The 19,261-nt window shown below is 64.3% G+C and carries 16 protein-coding genes and 1 pseudogene; 6 read left to right on the top strand and 11 right to left on the bottom strand.

Going from position 1 to position 19,261, the window contains the following annotated elements:
* The first annotated feature begins 169 nt into the window (after nucleotides 1-169).
* Together N181_RS12035 and N181_RS12030 are read left to right on the top strand one after the other, a co-directional pair.
* Complete coding sequence (locus N181_RS12035) at nucleotides 170-640, top strand: cupin domain-containing protein (RefSeq protein ID WP_037395796.1); 471 nt, start codon at nucleotides 170-172, stop codon at nucleotides 638-640.
* A 194-nt stretch (nucleotides 641-834) separates the two neighbouring features.
* Complete coding sequence (locus N181_RS12030) at nucleotides 835-1,989, top strand: ceramide glucosyltransferase (protein ID WP_037395798.1); 1,155 nt, start codon at nucleotides 835-837, stop codon at nucleotides 1,987-1,989.
* Nucleotides 1,990-2,206: 217 nt separating this feature from the next.
* Here N181_RS12030 and N181_RS12025 read toward each other — a convergent pair whose 3' ends face one another.
* The 5 genes from N181_RS12025 to N181_RS12005 all read right to left on the bottom strand — a co-directional run bounded on the left by N181_RS12025 (nucleotide 2,207) and on the right by N181_RS12005 (nucleotide 8,032).
* Entirely contained in the window at nucleotides 2,207-4,096 is a 1,890-nt protein-coding gene (locus N181_RS12025) for a bifunctional sugar phosphate isomerase/epimerase/4-hydroxyphenylpyruvate dioxygenase family protein (protein WP_060563399.1), read from the bottom strand.
* A gap of 60 nt (nucleotides 4,097-4,156) precedes the next feature.
* Nucleotides 4,157-5,017 (bottom strand): shikimate dehydrogenase, encoded by an 861-nt coding sequence (locus tag N181_RS12020; protein WP_037395842.1) that lies wholly within the window; start codon nucleotides 5,015-5,017, stop codon nucleotides 4,157-4,159.
* Nucleotides 5,018-5,097: 80 nt separating this feature from the next.
* Complete coding sequence (locus N181_RS12015; protein WP_037395802.1) at nucleotides 5,098-6,111, bottom strand: TRAP transporter substrate-binding protein; 1,014 nt, start codon at nucleotides 6,109-6,111, stop codon at nucleotides 5,098-5,100.
* Nucleotides 6,112-6,174: 63 nt separating this feature from the next.
* Nucleotides 6,175-7,455 (bottom strand): TRAP transporter large permease subunit, encoded by a 1,281-nt coding sequence (locus N181_RS12010; RefSeq protein WP_037395804.1) that lies wholly within the window; start codon nucleotides 7,453-7,455, stop codon nucleotides 6,175-6,177.
* Nucleotides 7,456-7,465: 10 nt separating this feature from the next.
* A complete protein-coding gene (locus tag N181_RS12005; RefSeq protein ID WP_037395806.1) occupies nucleotides 7,466-8,032 on the bottom strand; it encodes a TRAP transporter small permease in 567 nt (188 codons plus the stop codon).
* A 293-nt stretch (nucleotides 8,033-8,325) separates the two neighbouring features.
* On the opposite strand from N181_RS12005, the gene N181_RS12000 reads away from it, so the two are divergent.
* Entirely contained in the window at nucleotides 8,326-8,991 is a 666-nt protein-coding gene (locus N181_RS12000; protein WP_037432445.1) for a TetR/AcrR family transcriptional regulator, read from the top strand.
* An 83-nt stretch (nucleotides 8,992-9,074) separates the two neighbouring features.
* Here N181_RS12000 and N181_RS11995 read toward each other — a convergent pair.
* The 3 genes and pseudogenes from N181_RS11995 to N181_RS11985 all read right to left on the bottom strand — a co-directional run bounded on the left by N181_RS11995 (nucleotide 9,075) and on the right by N181_RS11985 (nucleotide 11,945).
* Nucleotides 9,075-9,568, bottom strand: a pseudogene (locus N181_RS11995) (nucleoside deaminase).
* A gap of 238 nt (nucleotides 9,569-9,806) precedes the next feature.
* Entirely contained in the window at nucleotides 9,807-10,619 is an 813-nt protein-coding gene (locus tag N181_RS11990) for an isocitrate lyase/PEP mutase family protein (RefSeq protein WP_060563397.1), read from the bottom strand.
* Between the two features lie 138 nt (nucleotides 10,620-10,757).
* Nucleotides 10,758-11,945, bottom strand: coding sequence for an MFS transporter (locus tag N181_RS11985; RefSeq protein WP_037395812.1), 1,188 nt, complete (start codon nucleotides 11,943-11,945; stop codon nucleotides 10,758-10,760).
* Between the two features lie 48 nt (nucleotides 11,946-11,993).
* Here N181_RS11985 and N181_RS11980 point away from each other — a divergent pair, with 48 nt between their 5' ends.
* Nucleotides 11,994-12,518: an Lrp/AsnC family transcriptional regulator gene (locus N181_RS11980; RefSeq protein ID WP_012706109.1), complete on the top strand. Its 525-nt coding sequence runs from the start codon at nucleotides 11,994-11,996 to the stop codon at nucleotides 12,516-12,518.
* A 1-nt stretch (nucleotide 12,519) separates the two neighbouring features.
* Here N181_RS11980 and N181_RS11975 read toward each other — a convergent pair whose 3' ends face one another.
* Both N181_RS11975 and N181_RS11970 read right to left on the bottom strand, forming a co-directional pair.
* On the bottom strand, nucleotides 12,520-12,933 hold the full coding sequence (locus N181_RS11975; protein ID WP_037395817.1) for a type II toxin-antitoxin system VapC family toxin: 414 nt from the start codon (nucleotides 12,931-12,933) through the stop codon (nucleotides 12,520-12,522).
* On the bottom strand, nucleotides 12,930-13,178 hold the full coding sequence (locus N181_RS11970; protein ID WP_037395819.1) for a type II toxin-antitoxin system VapB family antitoxin: 249 nt from the start codon (nucleotides 13,176-13,178) through the stop codon (nucleotides 12,930-12,932). Before N181_RS11970 ends, N181_RS11975 begins: the two co-directional genes overlap by 4 nt.
* Nucleotides 13,179-13,370: 192 nt before the next feature.
* Here N181_RS11970 and N181_RS11965 point away from each other — a divergent pair, with 192 nt between their 5' ends.
* Both N181_RS11965 and N181_RS11960 read left to right on the top strand, forming a co-directional pair.
* A complete protein-coding gene (locus N181_RS11965; protein ID WP_037395821.1) occupies nucleotides 13,371-15,611 on the top strand; it encodes an adenylate/guanylate cyclase domain-containing protein in 2,241 nt (746 codons plus the stop codon).
* Between the two features lie 206 nt (nucleotides 15,612-15,817).
* Nucleotides 15,818-17,410, top strand: a complete 1,593-nt coding sequence (locus tag N181_RS11960; RefSeq protein WP_037395823.1) for a gamma-glutamyltransferase family protein — start codon at nucleotides 15,818-15,820, stop codon at nucleotides 17,408-17,410.
* A 337-nt stretch (nucleotides 17,411-17,747) separates the two neighbouring features.
* Here the strand turns inward: N181_RS11960 and N181_RS11950 are convergent, their stop codons facing one another.
* The gene (locus N181_RS11950; protein WP_037395827.1) at nucleotides 17,748-19,253 is read right to left on the bottom strand and encodes a tripartite tricarboxylate transporter permease; all 1,506 of its coding nucleotides are present in this window, start codon (nucleotides 19,251-19,253) and stop codon (nucleotides 17,748-17,750) included.
* Between the last annotated feature and the right edge of the window lie 8 nt (nucleotides 19,254-19,261).

Below are 19,261 nucleotides of genomic sequence, written 5' to 3'. Positions count from 1 at the left end.
CGGCTTCGGACGCGACAAAGGTCGGTGGTCCCTCATCGGCTGCCGGATCAACCTCGCATGATCGGACGCGCTTGCTTGGAGACGGCCTGCGGACTTATCCTCAGCGTTTCGCGAGCCTGCCCCGGCGCGCAGCCGAGGTGGAAGGCGCGGCGACAGATGGAGGTTCATCATGAAAAACGCGTCACTAACCGCCGTCGTCTTCATCGGACTCTGCGGGATCGCCTCCTTTGCCTCGGGAGAAGATGCGCACACGATAATCGTGCCCAATGAGGTCAAGTGGACCCCGGCCCCGAAAATACTACCTGCCGGAGCGGAAACGGCGGTCCTGTTCGGCGATCCCACCAAGGAGGGCCTATTTGCGCTCCGGCTCAAAGTGCCGTCGGGCTACGCGGTCTCGCCGCATACGCATCCAGCGAATGAAGTGGTCACAGTCATCTCGGGGACCATCAATCTTGGAATGGGAGAGACCGCCGATCGGAGTGCCGCCAAGGCACTGCCCGCTGGCAGCTTCTTCGCACTGCCGTCCGGCATGGCACATTTCGCTTACTTCGACGAAGAGACCGTCGTCCAGATTACGACCAATGGGCCGTGGGGCATCAAGTATGTCAATCCGGCGGACGATCCCCAAAAGTCGCAGTAGCCGCTCGCAGCAATTAAGGACAAACGGCAATCACTCGACAAAGCACTGCCCAAGGGGCGGGGTGAATGCCTTTCATGCCTTCTGGGTACTTGCTCCCAGCTGGGTCCTGGGTGTCATAGCCATGTCATCTTCCGGTGATGTTTATCTGTGCGCCTGAGTTCGCCAGAATGGCGACGCGGCTCGTAGCTGGGTAAATGATGCTGAATTTGTTCGCCGCCGGTGCATTTCTGGCCATCAACGTGTTGAGCCTGATGATTGCGGGCTGGCGTATCTGGCCTCGTCTCAGCCCTCAGCCCAAGACGTTGCGTCGGCCTCCTGTCTCTGTGGTGATCCCGCTATGCGGCCTTGAGGAATTTTCCCGGGAAACGCTCCAGAGCGCTTTTCGCCTCGATTGGCCGGACTACGAAGTCATCTTCTGCATAGCTGACGCGAAGGATCCGGTGATCCCATTGATCGAGGAAGTGCGTCTGCGCCACCCGGCCGTTCCTGCAACAATTCTTGTCGGGGACGACCGGATCAGCGCCAATCCCAAGCTGAACAACTGCGTCAAGGGCTGGAGTGCGGCTGCGCATGAATGGGTGGTTCTCGCCGACTCGAACGTTCTTATGCCGGCTGATTATCTCATTCGGCTGATGGCGGCGTGGCGGTCGGATAGTGGGCTGGTTTGCTCGACCCCGCTCGGCTCACGCCCGCACGGATTTTGGGCAGAGGTTGAATGTGCGTTTCTCAACGCCCACCAGGCGCGCTGGCAATACGCCGGCGAGGCGCTTGGGTTCGGGTTTGCGCAGGGCAAGAGCATGCTCTGGCGCAAATGCATGCTGAATGCCCACGGCGGCATTCAGGCACTGGCGTCGGAGATCGCTGAGGATGCGGCCGCAACGAAACTGGTGAGAAGCCTCGGCCTGAAGGTGCATCTCGTTTCCGCGCCGTTCGAACAGCCGCTCGGCACCCGCACGTTCCGCGAGGTCTGGGCGCGGCAGTGCCGCTGGGCGCGGTTGCGGCGCGTCACTTTTCCCCAGTTCTTCGCGCCGGAAATCCTGGCTGGCGTGGTGCCGCCGCTCATTCTGTCGGCGGTCGCCGCTATCGCTGCAGGCCACAGCCTACTTCCCGTTGCCGGCTTTGTCGCGACCGCTGCCTACCTGCCGGAACTCGTCCTCGTCCATCGGAAGAACTGGCATCTTTCCCGCTGGTCGCCCGTCGCCATGCTCACGCGCGACCTGTTGCTGCCGATCATCTGGGTCCGCAGCTGGCTCGCGGGCAGCGCCGACTGGCGCGGCAACAAGATATCGATCGGCTCGCAGGAGTGCCGGCTGGAGGCGAGTGGGCTGTCGCCGCTGGCGAGTGCTTAGTGAAGAGCATACGAAACACTATCCGCTCCGAAACCTTCGCAGCGACGTTTCGCGAGAACGTGTCGGGCACCTCTTGCAGAGGTGTGAACACCTCATAAGCGTCTATATTCAAGCGTAGCAGCAAGCGGGATATCGCTGAATGCTATGCCGAAGTTTCCCAGGATATGCTGCATAGTCCGCAGCTCCGTAGAGGTGCGGGCAAACGTACGCCCCCCACTCACCCCTTCGGCATACCGTCCGGGCGCAAATGCTTCTTCAGCGCCGCGATGCGGAAGATGGCGTTGGCGGCGCCGTAGCCACGGTAGCCGCGCCGTTCGATGATCTCGAAGAAGAAGCCTTCGCCATAGGTCGGGCTGTAGAGCTGGAAAAATTCGCCGCTGTCGTCGCGATCGTAGAGGATGTTTTCCGCCTTCAGCCGCTCGACCAGTTCGGCCTCGAGGCCGAAGCGGGCCTCGACGTCGTCATAGTAGTTGGGCGAAATCGGCAGCGCCTTGAAACCGTTCGCCCTGAGGGCTGCAGCGGTCGCGAAGATGTCGTCCGTCGCAAACGCGAGGTGCTGGACGCCGGAGCCAAAGGTTTCGGCGATAAAGCGGCCGGCAAGCGTGTTGCGGTTCTCCGCGCCGTTCAGCGTCAGGCGCAGCGTGCCGGCGTCGTTTTCGACGACCTGGCTGCGGACGATGCCGGCCGGGTCGATGATGTCGACCATCGGCGTCTTCCGCGTGTCGAGCAACGACGTGTAGAAAAGTAGCCAGGTCAGCAACTCCTCGTATTTGACCGTCTGGGCGACGTGGTCGATGGCGGTGAGGCCGGCCGGCGCCACCGGGTCGTCATCGGTCACCGGTTCGAATTCGATCTCCCAGATCTTCGCGAGGCCGGATTTCTCGTCAAGGAAATAGATGAGGCCGCCGCCGACGCCGCGGATCGCCGGGACCATGAGCTCCCCCGGCCCGACGGCCTGATCGAAGGGCTCGGCGCCAAGGGCGCGGGCCCGTACCGCGGTGGCGGCGGCATCGTCGACCATGAGGCCGAAGGCATAGGCGGAAGTGCCGTGCACCAGATAGGAGGCGCTGGCGAAGCCCTCGCGCTCGGTGTTGACCACCAGGTTGATCGCGCCCTGGCGGTAGACCAGCACCTGTTTCGTCCGGTGCCGCGCCGCCTTGCGAAAGCCGATCGTGCGGATCAGCGCTTCGAGCTCGACCGCTTCCTCTTCCGATGCGGTGAACTCGACGAAGGCGACGCCCTTCACATCGACGCGCGGCGGCATATCCGGAACCGGTAGCCGGATATCCGGCTCGGCGCGCTTGACCTGGTCGCCCAGATAAATCAGCGAGCGATAGCCGTCGACGGCAATGGCATTGGCGTTGCCGCCGCGGAACTGGTCGTTGAAGATTTCCAGTGACAGGTAGCCGTCATAGCCGGTCGCCGCCACGGCGCGGGTGAAGTCGGTGACCGGCAGGTCGCCTTCGCCGGGCATGTTGCGGAAGTGACGGCTCCAATAGAGCAGGTCCATGTCGATCAGCGGCGCATCGGCGAGTTGGACGATGAAGACCTTCTCCTTCGGGATCGAGCGGATCGAGTTGACCTCGATCTTTCGCGACAGCGTGTGGAAGCTATCGAGTATCAGGCCAATATTCGAATGGTCGGCGCGCCGGACGATCTCCCAGGCGTCGCGATGATCGCTGATATGGCGGCCCCAGGCGAGCGCCTCATAGCCGACCCTCAGGCCCCGTTTTGCGGCGCGTTCGCCGAGCTCGCGGAAATCGGCGGCGGCCCGGTCGATGCCGCCGAGTGCTGCCGGCGAGACATTCGAGCAGACGAGGACGAGGTCGGTGCCGAGCTCCTGCATCAGGTCGAACTTGCGCTCGGCCCGGTCGAAGGTGCGCGTCCTCAAGGGCTCCGGCATGCCTTCGAAATCTCGGAACGGCTGGAAGAGGCTGATCTCGAGGCCGAAGTCGCGCACCATCCGGCCGACTTCGCGCGGGCTCTCGTCGAAGGCGAGGAAGTCGTTCTCGAATATCTCGACGCCATCGAAGCCGGCCTTGGCAATGGCGCGCAGCTTGTCGCTCAAGTCGCCGCTCAAGGAAACTGTCGCTATCGAGGTCTTCATCGTCCTGTCCTCGCTTTTACACTTGTTATGGGGGGGTGCGCCAGCCCACCGATCAGTTCCTCACCCCGTCATTGCCTTGAAATGGTCGAGCATGCGGGTCGCATCCGGTTCGAGGCCGGTGAACAGCCGGAAGGCGCCGACCGCCTGGAACACCGCCATGCCGCCCCCGTCAAGCGTGCGGCAGCCGCGTCGGTTGGCTTCCTTGAGGAGCGCCGTTTCGAGCGGGAAGTAGACGATTTCGGCGACCCAGTGGCGCGCCGCAAGCAGCTCGGGGTCGAGCGGCAGCCCCGGATATTTCGCCATGCCGGTCGGGGTGGCGTGGATCAGCCCTGCGGCGTCAAGCATCGCAGCGGCGAGATCGGTGCCGGCGGCGATTTCCGCCTCGGGAAAGAGCGTCGAAAGCATCTCGGCAAGCGCCTCGGCCCGTTCCGGCTCGCGATCGAACACGGTAAGCTGGCTGAGGCCGAGCGAGAGGCCCGCATAGGCCGTCGCCACGCCGGCGCCGCCGGCGCCGAGCTGCACGGCGGAGGAGAGGTTGGCGCCCGGCAGACCGCGCTTGAAGCCTTCGCCGAAGCCCCACCAGTCGGTATTGTGGCCAAAGCGCCGTCCGCCCTTCAGCACCACGGTGTTGACCGCGCCGAGCCGGCGGGCGTCGGGGGCGAGTTCGTCGAGATGGGCGATGACGGCCTGCTTGCACGGATGGGTGATGTTGAGCCCGGCAAGGCCGCGGCCCTCCGCCTCGGCGAGCAGCCGCGGCAGGTCGTCCTCCGTGGCGCCGAGCGCCTGCAGGTCGATCAACTCGTAGTCGTAGCCGAGCCCCTGGGCGGCGCCCTCGGCCATATGCATCGCCGGGGTCAGCGAGGCCTGGATGCCGGCGCCGATCAGGCCAGCCTTCAAGGGTCTTACAAGCGTTTCGGTCATGTTTTCCGGTTCCACTTTGTCCATCCCGTCGCGCTTCACCCGGTCCGCCGCTTGAGACGGCGGACCGGAAGCCTGGCTGGTTACTGGCCGCGGGCCGCGCCGATCTCCTTGAAGAGCGCCTGCACCGTGTCGGCACCGATCTCGGCGCTGAACTTCTCGATCACCGGCTTGACGGCATCGCGCAGCTTCTGCGTTTCCTCGGGGCTGAGCTCGCTGACCTCCATGCCGGTCTTCTTGATTTCCTCGAGCGCCTCGGCGTCCTTCTCGCGCGAAACCTTGCGCTGGAAGTCGCGCGCTTCGGTCGCCGCCGACTGCAGCACGGCCTTCTCCTCGTCGTTCAGCCCGTCCCAGAACTTCTTGCTGACCAGCACGATCTGCGGATTGTACTGGTGACGGGTGAGCGTCATGTATTTCTGCACTTCGTAGAACTTGGCGTTCAGGATGTTGGCCGCCGGGTTCTCCTGGCCGTCGACCGTGCCGGTCTCGAGCGCCGTGTAGAGCTCGGTGTAGGGCAGCGGCACGGCATTGGCGCCGAGCGTGTTGAAGAGCTCGAGCGGGATCGGCGACTGGATCGTGCGGATCTTCAGCCCCTTGATGTCCTCGAGCTTGGTCACCGCATGGCGATTGTTCGTGAGGTTGCGGAAGCCGAGCTCCCAATAGCCGAGGCCGACGAGGCCGGTGTCAGGCAGCAGCTTCATGAGGCTCTCGCCGAACGGGCCGTCCATCACCTTGTCGGCCTCTTCGCCGCTGTTGAAGAGGAATGGAAGGTCGACGGCGCCGAACTGCTTGACGTTGTTGGCGAGGATGCCGGCGTTCAGAACCGTCATCTCGATGACGCCGCCCTGCAGCGCCGAGACGGTCTGGACGTCGCCGCCGAGCGTGCCGCCGGGGAAGAGCTTCACTTCGATCTTGCCGCCGCTCTTTTCCTTCACCAACTCGGCGAACTTCTCCATTCCGGTCACCTGCGGGTGACCCTTGTTGTTGGCCGAGGCGAATTTCAGCGTGTGTTCGCCGATCTCCGCGAGCGTCGGCTCTGCGGTCAGCAGGGCGAGCGGCAGGGCGAGGCCCAGTGCCAGTTTCGTCAATTTCAACATGTTTTCCTCCCGGGTTGGGCCGGCACTCCCGCCGGCCGCGTTGAATAAGCGCGAAAGTCAGTGTCAGTGCCCGAACCAGGAGACCGGAACGGTCACCAGCTCAGGGAACAGGACAAGCAGGAACAGAACGATCAGTTCGGCGATCAGAAAGGGCATCACGCCCTTCATCAGGTCTTCCATCGACAGCTTCGAGACGCCACAGATGACGTTCAGCACCGTGCCGACCGGCGGCGTGATGAGGCCGATCGAATTGTTGATGATGAACAGCACGCCGAAATAGACCGGGTCGATGCCCGCCTGTTTGATGATCGGCATCAAGACCGGCGTCATCACCAGGATGGTCGGCGTCATGTCCATGGCGGTGCCAACGACGACGATCAGCGCCATGATCGCGATGAGGAGCAGCGTCTGGTTGTCCATCAGCGGTTCGACGAGGGCGGCGAGCGCGCCGGGCACGTCGGCAACGGTGATCAGCCAGGCCGAGACCGCGGCGCAGGCGACCAGGAACATGACGACGGCGGTGATCTTGGCGGCCGCGACGAAGACGTGGAAGAGCTGGGCCGGGGGCAGCTCGCGATAGACGACCATCGCGACGAAGAGCGAATAGACGGCCGCGACCACGCCCGCTTCGGTCGGCGTGAAGACGCCGAACTTCAGGCCGACGATGATGATCACCGGCAGCATGAGCGCCCAGATGCTGTCGGCGAGGGCCTGGAGCCGCACCGCGCCGCTCTCCTTCGGCGGCAGTTCGAACTGCTCCTTGCGGGCGACGATGAACCAGGTGATGCAAAGTGCCGCGGCGATCATCAGCCCGGGAAAGATGCCGGCGAGGAACAGCTTGGTGATCGAGACGCCGCCGACGACGCCGTAGAGGATAAAGCCGATCGACGGCGGAATGATCGGACCGATGATCGAGGCAGACGCCAGCAGGCCGCCGGCCCGCGCCGCGTCATGGCCGCTCTTCAGCATCATCGGCAGAAGCAGCGCACCGAGTGCCGCCGCATCGGCAACGGCCGAGCCCGAGAGGCTGGAGAGAATGCAGGCGGCAAAGATCGCCACGAAGCCGAGGCCGCCGCGGATGTGGCCGACCATGGCCATGGCAAGCGCGACGATGCGCCGGGAAAGGCCGCCGGTGTTCATCACCTCGCCGGCGAGCAGGAAGAAGGGCACCGCCATCAGCGGAAAGCTGTCGGCGCCGTTCAGGACGTTCTGCGCGACAATCTGCGCGTCGAAGAGGCCGAGATAGAGCATCAGCGCGACGCCGCTCAAGATCAGGGCGAAGGCGATCGGCACGCCGAGCGCCATGGGACCGAGAAGGGCGCCGATGAAGATCGAAACGGTCATGGACGCCTCCTCAGTGCTTCGCGGAAACCGGCCCGAGGGCGGGCGAGGAGGGAAGTTCGTCGAGGGCGACCTCGTCCTCGCTGTCGCGCACCAGTTCGGCGGTCGTCACATCGATGCGGCCGGTGGCGATGGCGAAGGCGTCGGAGAGGAGGATCAGGAAGGCCGGAATGCCGAAGGCAAGACCGGCGCCATAGAAGAAGCCCATGGAAAGCCCGGTTGCCGGCGCGCCGACATGAAGGTTGATCAGCGTCTGCGCCCAGCTGCCGCTGATCATCAGCCAGGTGGCATAAAGCATCAGCGCGTGGCCCATCAGCACGGCGATCTTGGCGCCGAGCGGCGGCAGCCGCTTGATGAGCGTATCGACGCCGAGATGGCCGTGTTCGCGCATGGCGACGACGGCGCCGAGAAAGGTCAGCCAGACGAAAAAGATGCGCGACAGCTCCTCGGAGACCGTGATCCCCTGGTTGAAGGCGTAGCGCAGGACGACATTGCCGAAGACGAGCACGACCATGCCGGCCAGCAGCAGGGCGATCGTCACCTTCAGCGCGAAGAAATAGAAATCGATGATGCGGGTCATGCGCTCCTCCCGAGCGACAAACCGGGCCTGGTGGCCGCGGCTTGCGCGAGCTTGTCTCCCAATGCCGGAAGATCCCGGCCGCCAGGACCCCGCGCTCCTCCGCGTGTCCAGCAATGTCTTTCTAAAATGTACTAACTAGTTCGGATGTCAAGTGGCTTGCTATTGAAAGCAAGCGCCAAGCTGAATATGTCTTGATGCATCGCTTGGGAGAGGGGCCTCCGGCTCGATCTGGAAAAGCGGGCATTATGGCCGACGGAACAAGGGCTTGTGGAAGAGCGGGGCAGCGCGCGACGATGGCCGAACGGCAGATGAACGGCAGGAAGAACGATCCGGCGAGAACTCAGGAAGACATTCTCGAGGTGGCGACCGAGGAGTTTTCCACCCATGGTCTCGCCGGCGCGAGGGTGGATACGATCGCCGAAAAGACCCGCACCTCGAAGCGGATGATCTATTATTATTTCGGCAGCAAGGAAGCGCTCTATCTTGCCGTGCTCGAGCGCTCATACCGAAAGATCCGCACGCTCGAGGCCGATCTGGAACTCGCCAACCTGCCGCCGGAACAGGCGCTCCGCACTCTCATCGCCACCACCTTCGACCATGACGAGGCCAATCCCGACTTCGTCCGGCTCGTCAGCATCGAGAACATCCACCACGCCGCCCACATGCTGCGTTCGGAGGCGATCCGCGAATTGAACGTCTCGGTGATCCAGACTATCGATGCCATAGTCCAGCGCGGCCTAGTGGACGGCACCTTTCGCCGCAAGGCCGACCCGATCGACATCCACATGCTGATCAGCGCCTTCTGCTTCTTCCGCGTCTCGAACCGCTACACCTTCGGCACGATCTTCCGCCGCGACCTCTCCGAGCCGGCGACGATCGGCCGGCACCGCACGATGATCGCCGATGCGGTGGTGAGCTATCTGAAGGAGGAGGAGGCCGGCGAGGTTGTGGGCGGATGACGCGGGTGTAAACAGCCGCTACGTCGGGGCTCGGAAAGATCCGCAATCAGGTAGCAACGGCCACCCATGTCGCAGAAGGGCCACTAACGGCGAGACCAGTACTCTTCGTGAAGTTTCGCGGCCTCCTCCGCAAGCATGGGGCCGACAACTTCCGTTGGGCGCTGACCGGCTGCGAACACGATGTGGCAGGGAAGATCGAGCGTCGGGTTTTCCACGTGGTCGCCCGTCAGTTGTTTCATCTGTCTCTCGGACAGGCCAAACACGACGCGCCCTATGCCTGCCCAATAGATCGCGCCGGGCACATGGCGCATGGCTCCGCGGACGTGTACATCGTGCATCCGGCAAGAAAATCCAAGTCATAGGCCTTGCCGGCGCGCGTGGCGAGAAGCCGCTCCGCGTGGGCCGTGCGGTCGCCACCTTCCGAACTGTAGCCATTGCACTGTTCCAGTAAGACATTGCCATCATGGTCGGCGAGAATTGAACCAAATGGGTGATCCCCGCCTTCGCGCGAACGCCGCGCCACATCGAAGGCCTGCCGCAAAAGTGACTCATCATAGGGCCGTTTGGTGCCTGCCATTTTGTGAGCTCCTGAGAGTTATGGCAGTTCGTTCACCATCAATGCTTCCCCGGTAACGGAGCGGGCAATTTGCGTTCTCCGCAAAGTATAAAAGTTGCCACTTCCCGGCGCTGGTTACTGACTTCCCCCATGAACAGGTATCAAAAATCAAGTTTGATCCTTTTGAATTTGTCAGCAACACAGATCGAAGGTGTAAGCTCGTCAGAGAACGATCGGGCGGACCGGTGGCGGTTGCTCCCTAATTGCGGAAAAATCCCTCCAGCTCCGCAAAACCCATGGCCTTCTCCGAGAACCGGAAGGTGCCCTGCGAGCGCATCTCCCGTGCGGCGCCCACGACCGCACCGAAAGCAAGGCGTGCCAGGGCGGAACCGACACTGATGCGCTTCGCCCCGGCCCCGGCCAGTTCAGCCAGGCTGAACGTCGCCCCCGACATTCCCATCACGACGTTGACCGGCTTCGTCACAGCCTCGCAAACGGTGCGGATCGAATCGAGGTCGGGGAGGCCCGGAGCATAGAGCACATCGGCCCCGGCCCGCTCGAAGGCTTGCAGCCGTCGGATCGTGTCATCGAGGTCGGCGCGCCCCCAGAGGAAATTCTCGCAACGCGCCGTCAGAATGAAATCGTGCGGCAGGGATCGGCGGGCCTGCGCCGCCGCCTCGATACGTTCCACCGCCAGTCCGAAATCGAAGATGGGCTGTGCCTGATCTCCCGTGTGGTCTTCCAGAGAGCACCCGGCCAAGCCGATGCCGGCCGCCGCCACGACGGTCTCGGCGGCACTTTCCGGATCGTTCCCGAAGCCTTTTTCGAGATCGGCCGACACCGGAAGTGGCGTCGCATCGACGATCGACCGGCAATGGGCGAGTGTGTGTTCGCGAGAGGCGAAACCCTCCGGTAGGCCGAGCGAAAACGCCATGCCGGCGCTGGTCGTGGCGAGAGCGGGAAAACCCATCGCCGCCAGAATTCGCGCCGTGCCGATATCCCAGGGATTGGGAATGATGAAGGCCCCGGGGTCGTCGTGCAGCTTCCGAAACAGCGTGTGTTTGTCGTCCATATGTCACCTCATCGAAGCTCTCCATAGGCGAGCATTGCAAGTTCGCGAGAACAAATAAAGAACGGTTGCACGGATGAGTTCAGCGAATGCTCGCCCTTGGTCATCGACGGAGGACTTAGCTAGCTGCCTGGCAATCTTTCAGTGCGCGCCGGTCTGCAAAGGCGCGAGCGCTGCCGAGGCGGCCGCCGCCAGCATCAAGCCTGCCGCCGCCAGCGGCAGGCTGTAAAAGGCAGTCCCGGCATAAACCGCGCCGAAGCCGATGGTGCCGGCGAAGAGGGCGAGATAGGTGACGCCGCTGTTGAGCCCCATGATTGCGCCACGCCTGGCGGGATCGAGCGCGGTCAGCCGCATGATGAGCACGTTCAGGCCGAAATGGTTGGCAAGCCCCCACAGAAAGACGACCGCCAGCATGGCCGGATAGAAACCGCTCGCCGCCGACATCGCGATATAGACGCCGGCGACGGCGAGGAAAATGAGCGGCAGCAGCCTGGCCGCGCCGAAGCGATCGATCAGCCGGTCGAGGAAGGCGGCGCCGCCGAAGCCCAGTCCGTAGGAGATCGCAACGAGGCCGTTGGCGCTGACGGGCAGGCCGAGCGCGGCATGCAGGTGGTCGCCGATATAGCCGTAAACACCATAGAAGGCCGCCATGAAAGCCGCACAGGCGACCAGAAGCGGCGCGACGCCGCGCACGCCGAGTGCCGCCAGCGGCGAGGTCGCCTGGCCCGCCGATCCTTCCCGCACCGCCGCGAGCCGGACGGCGGTGCAGGCGACCAGGGTCGCGGCCGCGACGACGAGGTAGACCGTCCGCCAGCCGGCGAAATCGGCGATGGCCGCCGACAGCGGCACGCCGGCCACCATGCTCAGCGTCCAGCCGGTCAGCACCAGGCCGATCGTCTCGCTCTCCCGCCCGGCCGGCGCGATCACCGAGGCCAGCGTGTAGATGGCCGGAAGTGCAATACCTGCCGCAATGCCGACGACGAGCTGGGCAGCGACCAGGAGTGGCAACGCCGGCGCGAAGGCGCTGCCGGCGAGCCCGGCGGCAAGCAAAAGCAGCGCCGCCGCGAGCATGCGCCGCGGGCCGTGCCGGTCGATGAGGCGGCCAAGAAAGACGGCGCTCGCCGCCGTGCCGAGGCCGAAGGCAGCGGAAGCCGTCATCACGGCGGGGACATCGGCGCCGAGGCTCCGTGCCACTTCCGGCGCAATCGGTCCGAGCGCCAGCGAGTTGGAGCCGATGACACCGATGCAGACGGTCAGCACGAAGGCGAAGGGCGGGATGCGCGCCCGCTCTGCCGATAGCGTGGAAATAGATTGATCGATGTTCGTCATTCCTGCATATTTGCAGAATGAAATTCGGTAGCAAGAGGCAATAACGGAATGGATCAAAATACAGATGACGTTCGGCGGAAGCGCCCGCCAGAGCGCGACCTCGACGCGATGGACCGAAAGCTATTAGGCGTCCTCGTCGAGGACGCGACGACGAGCTACGCCGAGCTCGGCGAACGCGTCGGGCTTTCGCCGCCGGCCGCGCATGAGCGGGTGAAGCGCCTCCGGCGCTCCGGCGCGATCCGCCGCGTGGCCGCGCTGATCGATCCCGAGGCTGTCGGGAAGACGCTGCTCGCCTTCGTCCATGTCGATACGACCGGCTGGGGCAAGACGCAGGCGCTGCTTGCTATCGAGGAATATCCCGAAGTCGAGGAGATCCACTCGGTCGCGGGTGACACCTGCATGCTGCTCAAGGTCCGCACCGAGAGCACCCATGCGCTCGAAGGCCTGTTGGCGCGCCTCTACGACACCCCCGGCGTCAAGGCGACGCGGAGCTATGTCGTGCTTTCGACCTATCTGGAACGGCCGGTGCAGCCGGGCACGACGAGCGAATGGCCGGCCGTGGTGAAGAGCTAGATTAGAAGTCCCACGGTGAAACGAGGTCGAGCCCCGTCGATCGAAAGTCCGCAATATTGCGGGTCGCCAGACGTCCGCCATTCACCCGTGCGATGGCGGCGATCATGCCGTCCGGGGCCGACATTGTGCGCCCCTGCCTCGAGGCTGCGCCCATGATCTCACCATAGGCAATCGCCGCCTCTTCCGTTAGACCGAATATCCGGTCGGCAAACCGTCGCCGCCAGTCGGAAAGCGCCTGTTCCAGCCGCGCCGCGCGCTGATCGGGCATAATCTTCTGGATAGCGTAGGCGATCTCGGCGATCGTCACGGTCGGAAGTGCGATCTCCGCGTCGTGACGCACCAGCCAGGAGATCACCGCTTCGGACGGCGACTTGCGCAGCGTCTCGGAGATGACGTTGGTATCCAGAAAGATCAAAGCTCGGGCCCCTTATGGGGCCGCCGTCCTTCCCTGATCATGGCCTCAAGATCGATGTCGCTTGCGTAGCTGTCAGACAAGCGGGCGTAGAAGGCCGACGCGGGCTCGCGGCCCGCTTCGCGAATCTCATAGGCTTCAAGCGCGCGTTCGACAATGTCGGCGATCGAGCGGTTCTCGCGTCGCGCAAGCCGATGCGCAAGATCACGGGCTCTGGCACTTCTGACTGAAAGCTGCGGTTCGGCCATTTTGGGACTCCTTGCCCAGTCAATATAGGCCGAGATGACAAAGCCATCAAGATGGCTCGTGCCACCTTGATGGCACAGTTCCGCATGGACGCTTATGTCTTCGATGCGGCTCCCGGAAGGTCCAGGTGCCATCGGCTTGTTTTAGTAATTGCCAATATTGCGGTAGAGTAGTCATCCGAGGGACTTCGTCCAATGGAGCGCAGGCTTGCCGCCGTCATGATTGCGGACGTCGCCGGCTACGGGCTACTCAGCCAGGCCGACGAGGAAGGCACCCGTGTGCGGTTCCAGGCCGATCTGCACGAACTTTTTGAAGAACGCATTGCCGCACACGGCGGGCGGTTGATCAAGACCATGGGCGACGGGCTGCTGATCGAGTTCCACAGCGTCGTCGAGGCGGTCCGCTGCGCGGTGGAGGTGCAGCGGGCGAAATCCGAGAAACGCGGCGTCGACGAGCACGGGCTTGAATTCCGCATCGGCATCAATCTCGGCGACGTGATCGTCGAGGGAGACGACATCCAGGGCGATGGCGTGATCATCGCCGAGCGACTGCAGAGCCGCGCCGAACCGGGTGGGATCATGATATCCGGCACGGCTTTCGACCAGGTGGAGAAGCACCTCGACGTCGGGTTCGACTTTCTCGGCGAACAGCGCCTGAAGCACATCGAAAAGCCGGTGCGGACCTACCGCCTCCTGCCGTGTGAAGCGCGCGCCGGCAGCGCGAAGTCGCTGGGTCGCCGCAGACGACGCTTTGGAATACTCGCGGCATCTGCCGCGATGCTCGGCGTCGCTGCCGGCCTCATCTGGTGGCAGCCGTGGGACCGGGCCGAGGAACCGGCCTCGATCGCCCGCGCGGATCTGGCCCTGCCGGACAAGCCGTCGATCGCCGTGCTTCCCTTTGCCAATGTCAGCGACGATCCGCGGCAGGAATATTTCGCCGATGGCATGACCGATGCGCTCGTCACCGAGCTGGCGCAGATTTCCGGATTGTTTGTGATCGCCCGCAACTCGACCTTCGCCTACAAGGGCAGGGCGGTGACGGCCGAGCAGGTGTCCGGGGAGCTCGGCGTCAGATACATCCTGGAGGGCAGCGTGCAGCGCGCCGGGGAACAGCTGCGCATCAATGCCCAGCTTGTCGACTCGCAAGACGGGGGGCACGCCTGGGCTGGAAAATTCGACGGGACGCTCGCCGATGTCTTTGCGTTGCAGGACGAAGTGACACGCGGCATTGCCGACGCCCTGGCGCTTCGCTTGCAGCCCGACGAGCAAATGGCCCTCAGCCGCAAGGAAACCACGGTGCCGGCCGCTTTCGATGCGTTCCTGCGCGGCTGGGAGCACTACCGGCGCATGACTCCCGAGGATTCCGTCAAGGCGCTGCCCTATTTCGAAGAGGCGATCGCGCTCGATCCCGCCTATGGACGCGCCTATGCCGCGGCGGCCATGGTTCATGCACGCCTCTATCACTGGCGTTGGCATTACCATTTGGGAATGACGCGCTTCGAAGCGAGAGCCAAGGCATCGAAGTATCTGCGCAGTGCGCAGAAGCACAACACGGCACTGGCGCACCAGGCGGCCGGGCTGCTGGCCGAAGCCGACTGGCAGCACCCGGAGGCGCTCGCCGAAGTCAAGGAAGCCATCGCGCTCGAACCCGGAGACTCCTGGAGCTATGCCTTGATGGCTCTGATCCTCACTTCGGCCGGGCGGCCGGCGGAGGCCATTCCCCATATCCGCACGGCCATCCGGCTCGACCCTCACTATCCCGCTTTCTTCATGTATGTCCTCGGCCTGACGGAGTTCCGCATGGAAAATTACGAGGCGGCTGTGGAGGCTGTGGAGCGCAGCATCAGGCTCAATCCCGAGGACGAGAGTTCGCTTCTGGTGCTTGCCGCCGCCTCTGGACATCTTGGTCGTCGGTCGGAAGCCGAAGCCGCAGTCGCCCGCTTCAATGCGCTGAGCGTCAGACGGGGCGGAACCGTGGTCAGCATCGCCACGTGCCCGCCGCTGACGTCCCCGCCGCTCGGCGTCAAGACACACGAGGACCGAGAACCGCTCCGGGAGGGGCTGCGGCTCGCCGGCGTGCCGGAGAGCCTGATGAACGGCGAGTTCACCAGCAGGAACAGGCTGACGGCCGAAGAGGTCCGTTCGCTGTTCTTCGGGCATCGGCTGCGCGGACGCATATTCGATGGCGAGGTGCACGAGGCGGCCATCTCGGCGGAGGGCGAGGGCACGCTATCGGGAGGCTGGGCCTCAATCGGCGGTGGCCGCATGACCGGTGTCGAGATGCGCTTTCCGGGTGACGAGGTCTGTTTTGTGTGGCTCGACACCGCGCGCCTCTGCGGCCTGGTGCTGCGAAACCCCGGAGGCCTCAACGCCAAGGAGAACGAGTTCGTCTGGTACCATGGCGATATCGCCTTCACCTTCTCGCAGGTGCAGTAAGGGCAGGCAAAACGGCGAGGTAGCACCCAGCGCACCATGCCGGGCTCGCCAGTCCCGCTGCTATCATCGATTGAATGCATGCTCTTCCTGTCACATCTTATGCGGCAGAAGCAAGTGACCACCTACACGTGATGGGCCGCTTTGTGATCCGCGCCGAACCGTGACCGGCCCTGCACTGACGCGAGCGGAGTGACAAGGACAACGCCATGCGCAATTTCGAAGATCCTGGCCGATCGTTGGCCGTTGCCCGCCATGGGATGGCGGCAACTTCGCATCCGGCCGCAACCCTGACGGCCATCGAGGTCCTGAAGGCAGGCGGCAACGCCGTCGATGCGGCGGTGGCGGCCGTGGCGGTTCAGTCGGTCGTCGAGGCCGGCTCGACCGGCGTCGGCGGGGACTGTTTTGCGATGATAGCGCTGGAGGGATCCACCGACATTCGCGCCTATAACGGTTCGGGCCGGGCGCCGGCCGCCCTGACCGGCGAGGCGTTGCGGGCCGAAGGGGTGGAGGCGATCGAGCGCTCCTCTCCACATGCCGTCACCGTTCCCGGAGCGGTCGACGCCTGGTGCCGCCTCCTGAGCGACTTCGGGCGGATGCCGATCGCCGAGGTCCTTCAACCGGCGATCGCGATGGCACGCGAGGGCTACGTGCTGACGCCGCGTGTCGCCGCCGATCTTGGCCTGCAGCGCGATCTCCTGGCGGTAGACCCGACCGCCCGGGCCACCTTCCTGGTGGAGGGAGAGGCGCCGCCGGTCGGCAGCATCCAGCGCCAGCCGCTGCTCGCCGACACCCTCGACGGGATCGCGCGCGACGGCCGGGACGCCTTCTATCGCGGCGCCGTGGCCGAGGACATGGTCGACTATCTGCGCAGCCTCGGCGGTCAGCACAGCCTCGAGGATTTCGGCAGCGCTCAAGGCGACTATGTGACACCCATCTCCACGACCTATCGCGGCCGAACCATCTACGAATGTCCGCCGAACGGTCAGGGCGTCGTGGCCCTCCTGATCCTGAACATCCTCTCGCGTTTCTCGGTGTCCAAGGACCCGTTCGCGATCGACGATCTGCATATCCTCCTCGAGGCGACACGGCTCGCCTACGCCGCGCGCGACGCGATGGTCGCCGATCCGACCGGGTCGGACGGGGTCGTCGAGCGCATGCTGTCGAGCACGCTTGCCGACCGCCTCGCCAGCGCCATCTCCGTCGATCGGGTCGCCGAGCCGCTGCCGTCCTTCGACACGGTCGAGCACAAGGATACCGTCTATCTTTGCGTGGTGGATCGAGACCGCAACGTGGTCAGCTTCATCAATTCGATCTTCAGCGCCTATGGCAGCGGGCTGATGGCACCGCGTTCCGGCGTGTTGTTCCACAATCGGGGCCAGAGCTTTTCGCTGGTCGCAGAGCATCCGAACGAAGTCGGCCCGCGCAAGCGGCCGATGCATACGATCATCCCCGGAATGGTCGCCGAGGCCGGCCGCGTGGTCATGCCGTTCGGCGTCATGGGCGGCCATTATCAGGCCATGGGCAATGCGCATCTGTTGTCGCGGCTCTACGATTGCGGCCTCGATCTTCAGACCGCCATCGACCTGCCGCGCCTCTTTCCACTGCCCGCGACCGCGACGGTGGAGGCCGAGACAGCCATCCGCACCCGCCTCGGCGCCGAACTGGAACGCCGCGGCTTCAAGGTTGAGCCGCCGCGCACGGCCATCGGCGGCGCGCAGGCCATCCGGATCGACTGGGAGCGCGGCGTCCTGATCGGAGGGTCCGACCCCCGCAAGGATGGAATGGCGCTGGGGTATTAGAGCATGTCACCTAGAGTTTTGGGACAATGTCACGAATGCTTTTCTTGCCCTCATCCCTGTGCTTGTCACAGGGATCCAGCAGCGCCGCGTCTGCGGCGCGGAAGAGTCTTTTCAGCCCAAGGACTTGGGCTGGCTGGATTCCTGTGACGAGCACAGGAATGAGGAGGGAAGAAAAGCCCTCCCGTACCGCAGGCGAGGCGGTGGGCTACTGTCGCGTATCGTGGCGCCTGAAAAGAAACCGGACGCTGTAGCGGGACGTGCCGGCATGCCTTGGAAGCAAGCGGCCCCGCGCCTTTCGAGGCGCGGGGCCGCTTGAGCCATATCAGGAAGGATCGTCTCAATCCTCCTCGACGAAAACCTGTTCGCGCTTCGCCTTGACGCTCGGCAGGAACACGACGACGAGCACGATGGCGGCGATCAGCAAGAGGACGGCGCTGATCGGCCGGGTGAAGAAGGTGGTCGGGTCACCGCGTGACAGGATCATGGCGCGCCGGAGATTCTCCTCGAGCAGCGGCCCGAGCACGAAGCCGAGCAGCAGGGGTGCCGGCTCGCAGCGCAGCTTCAGGAGCAGGTAGCCGATGAGCCCGAAGAAGGCGACCGCGTAGAGGTCGTAGACGTTGGAATTGACGCTGTAGACCCCGATCGAGCAGAACGCCATGATGATCGGGAAGAGCACGAAATAGGGGATCTTCAGCAGCTTCACCCAGAGCCCGATCAGCGGCAGGTTCAGGACGACGAGCATCAGGTTGCCGATCCACATCGAGGCGATGATGCCCCAGAAGAGCGCCGGCTGTTCGACCGCGACGTTCGGGCCGGGCACGATGCCCTGAATGATCATCGCGCCGATCATCAGCGCCATGACCGGATTGGCCGGAATGCCGAGGGTGAGCAACGGGATGAACGAGGTCTGCGCGCCGGCATTGTTGGCGCTTTCCGGACCGGCGACGCCGGCGATGGCACCGCGGCCGAATTCCTCGGGGCGGTCGGAGAGGCGTTTTTCCACCGTATAGGAGGCGAAGGCGGCGAGGATGGCGCCGCCGCCCGGCAGCACGCCGAGGGCCGAGCCGATGATCGTGCCGCGCACCACCGGCGCGAACATCCGCTTGAAATCCTCTTTCGTCGGCAGCAACTCGCTGACCCTCGCCATCAGCACTTCGCGGGTCTTCTCGCTTTCGAGGTTGCGCAGGATCTCGGCGATGCCGAAGACGCCGACCGCGAGCGCCACGAAGTTGAGGCCGTCGGAATATTCGCGAATGCCCAGTGTGAAGCGCGGTGTGCCGGTATAGATGTCGGTGCCGACAAGACCAAGCAGCAGACCGAGCGCCACCATGGCCAAGGCTTTAACGACCGAGCCGTGCGCCAGCGCAACGGAGGAGACGAGGCCGACGATCATCAGCGAGAAATATTCGGCCGCGCCGAATTCCAGCGCGATCGCCGTGAGCGGCGGCGCGAAGAGGGCGACGAGGAAGGTCGAGACCGTGCCGGCGAAGAACGAGCCGAGCGCGGCGACCGCCAGCGCCGTGCCGGCGCGGCCGTTGCGGGCCATCTGGTAGCCGTCGATCGCGGTGACTGCGGAGGAGGATTCGCCCGGCATGTTGATCAGGATCGCCGTGGTCGAGCCGCCATATTGGGCGCCGTAATAGATGCCGGCGAGCATGATCAGCGACGAGACCGGCTCGAGCTGGAAAGTGATCGGCAGCAGCATGGCGATGGTCGCCGTGGCGCCGATGCCGGGCAAGACGCCGATCAGCGTGCCGAGCAGAACGCCGATCAGGCAGAAGAGCAGGTTCGCCGGCGAACCGGCGGTGGCAAAGCCGAGGGCAAGATTGCTGAAGAGATCCATCATCCGTC

It is taken from the genome of Sinorhizobium fredii USDA 205 (assembly GCF_001461695.1).
In the GTDB taxonomy this organism is placed as follows: domain Bacteria; phylum Pseudomonadota; class Alphaproteobacteria; order Rhizobiales; family Rhizobiaceae; genus Sinorhizobium; species Sinorhizobium fredii.
The sequence above is the reverse complement of the archived record's forward strand: the minus strand, read 5'-3'. Positions and strand labels throughout refer to the sequence as shown.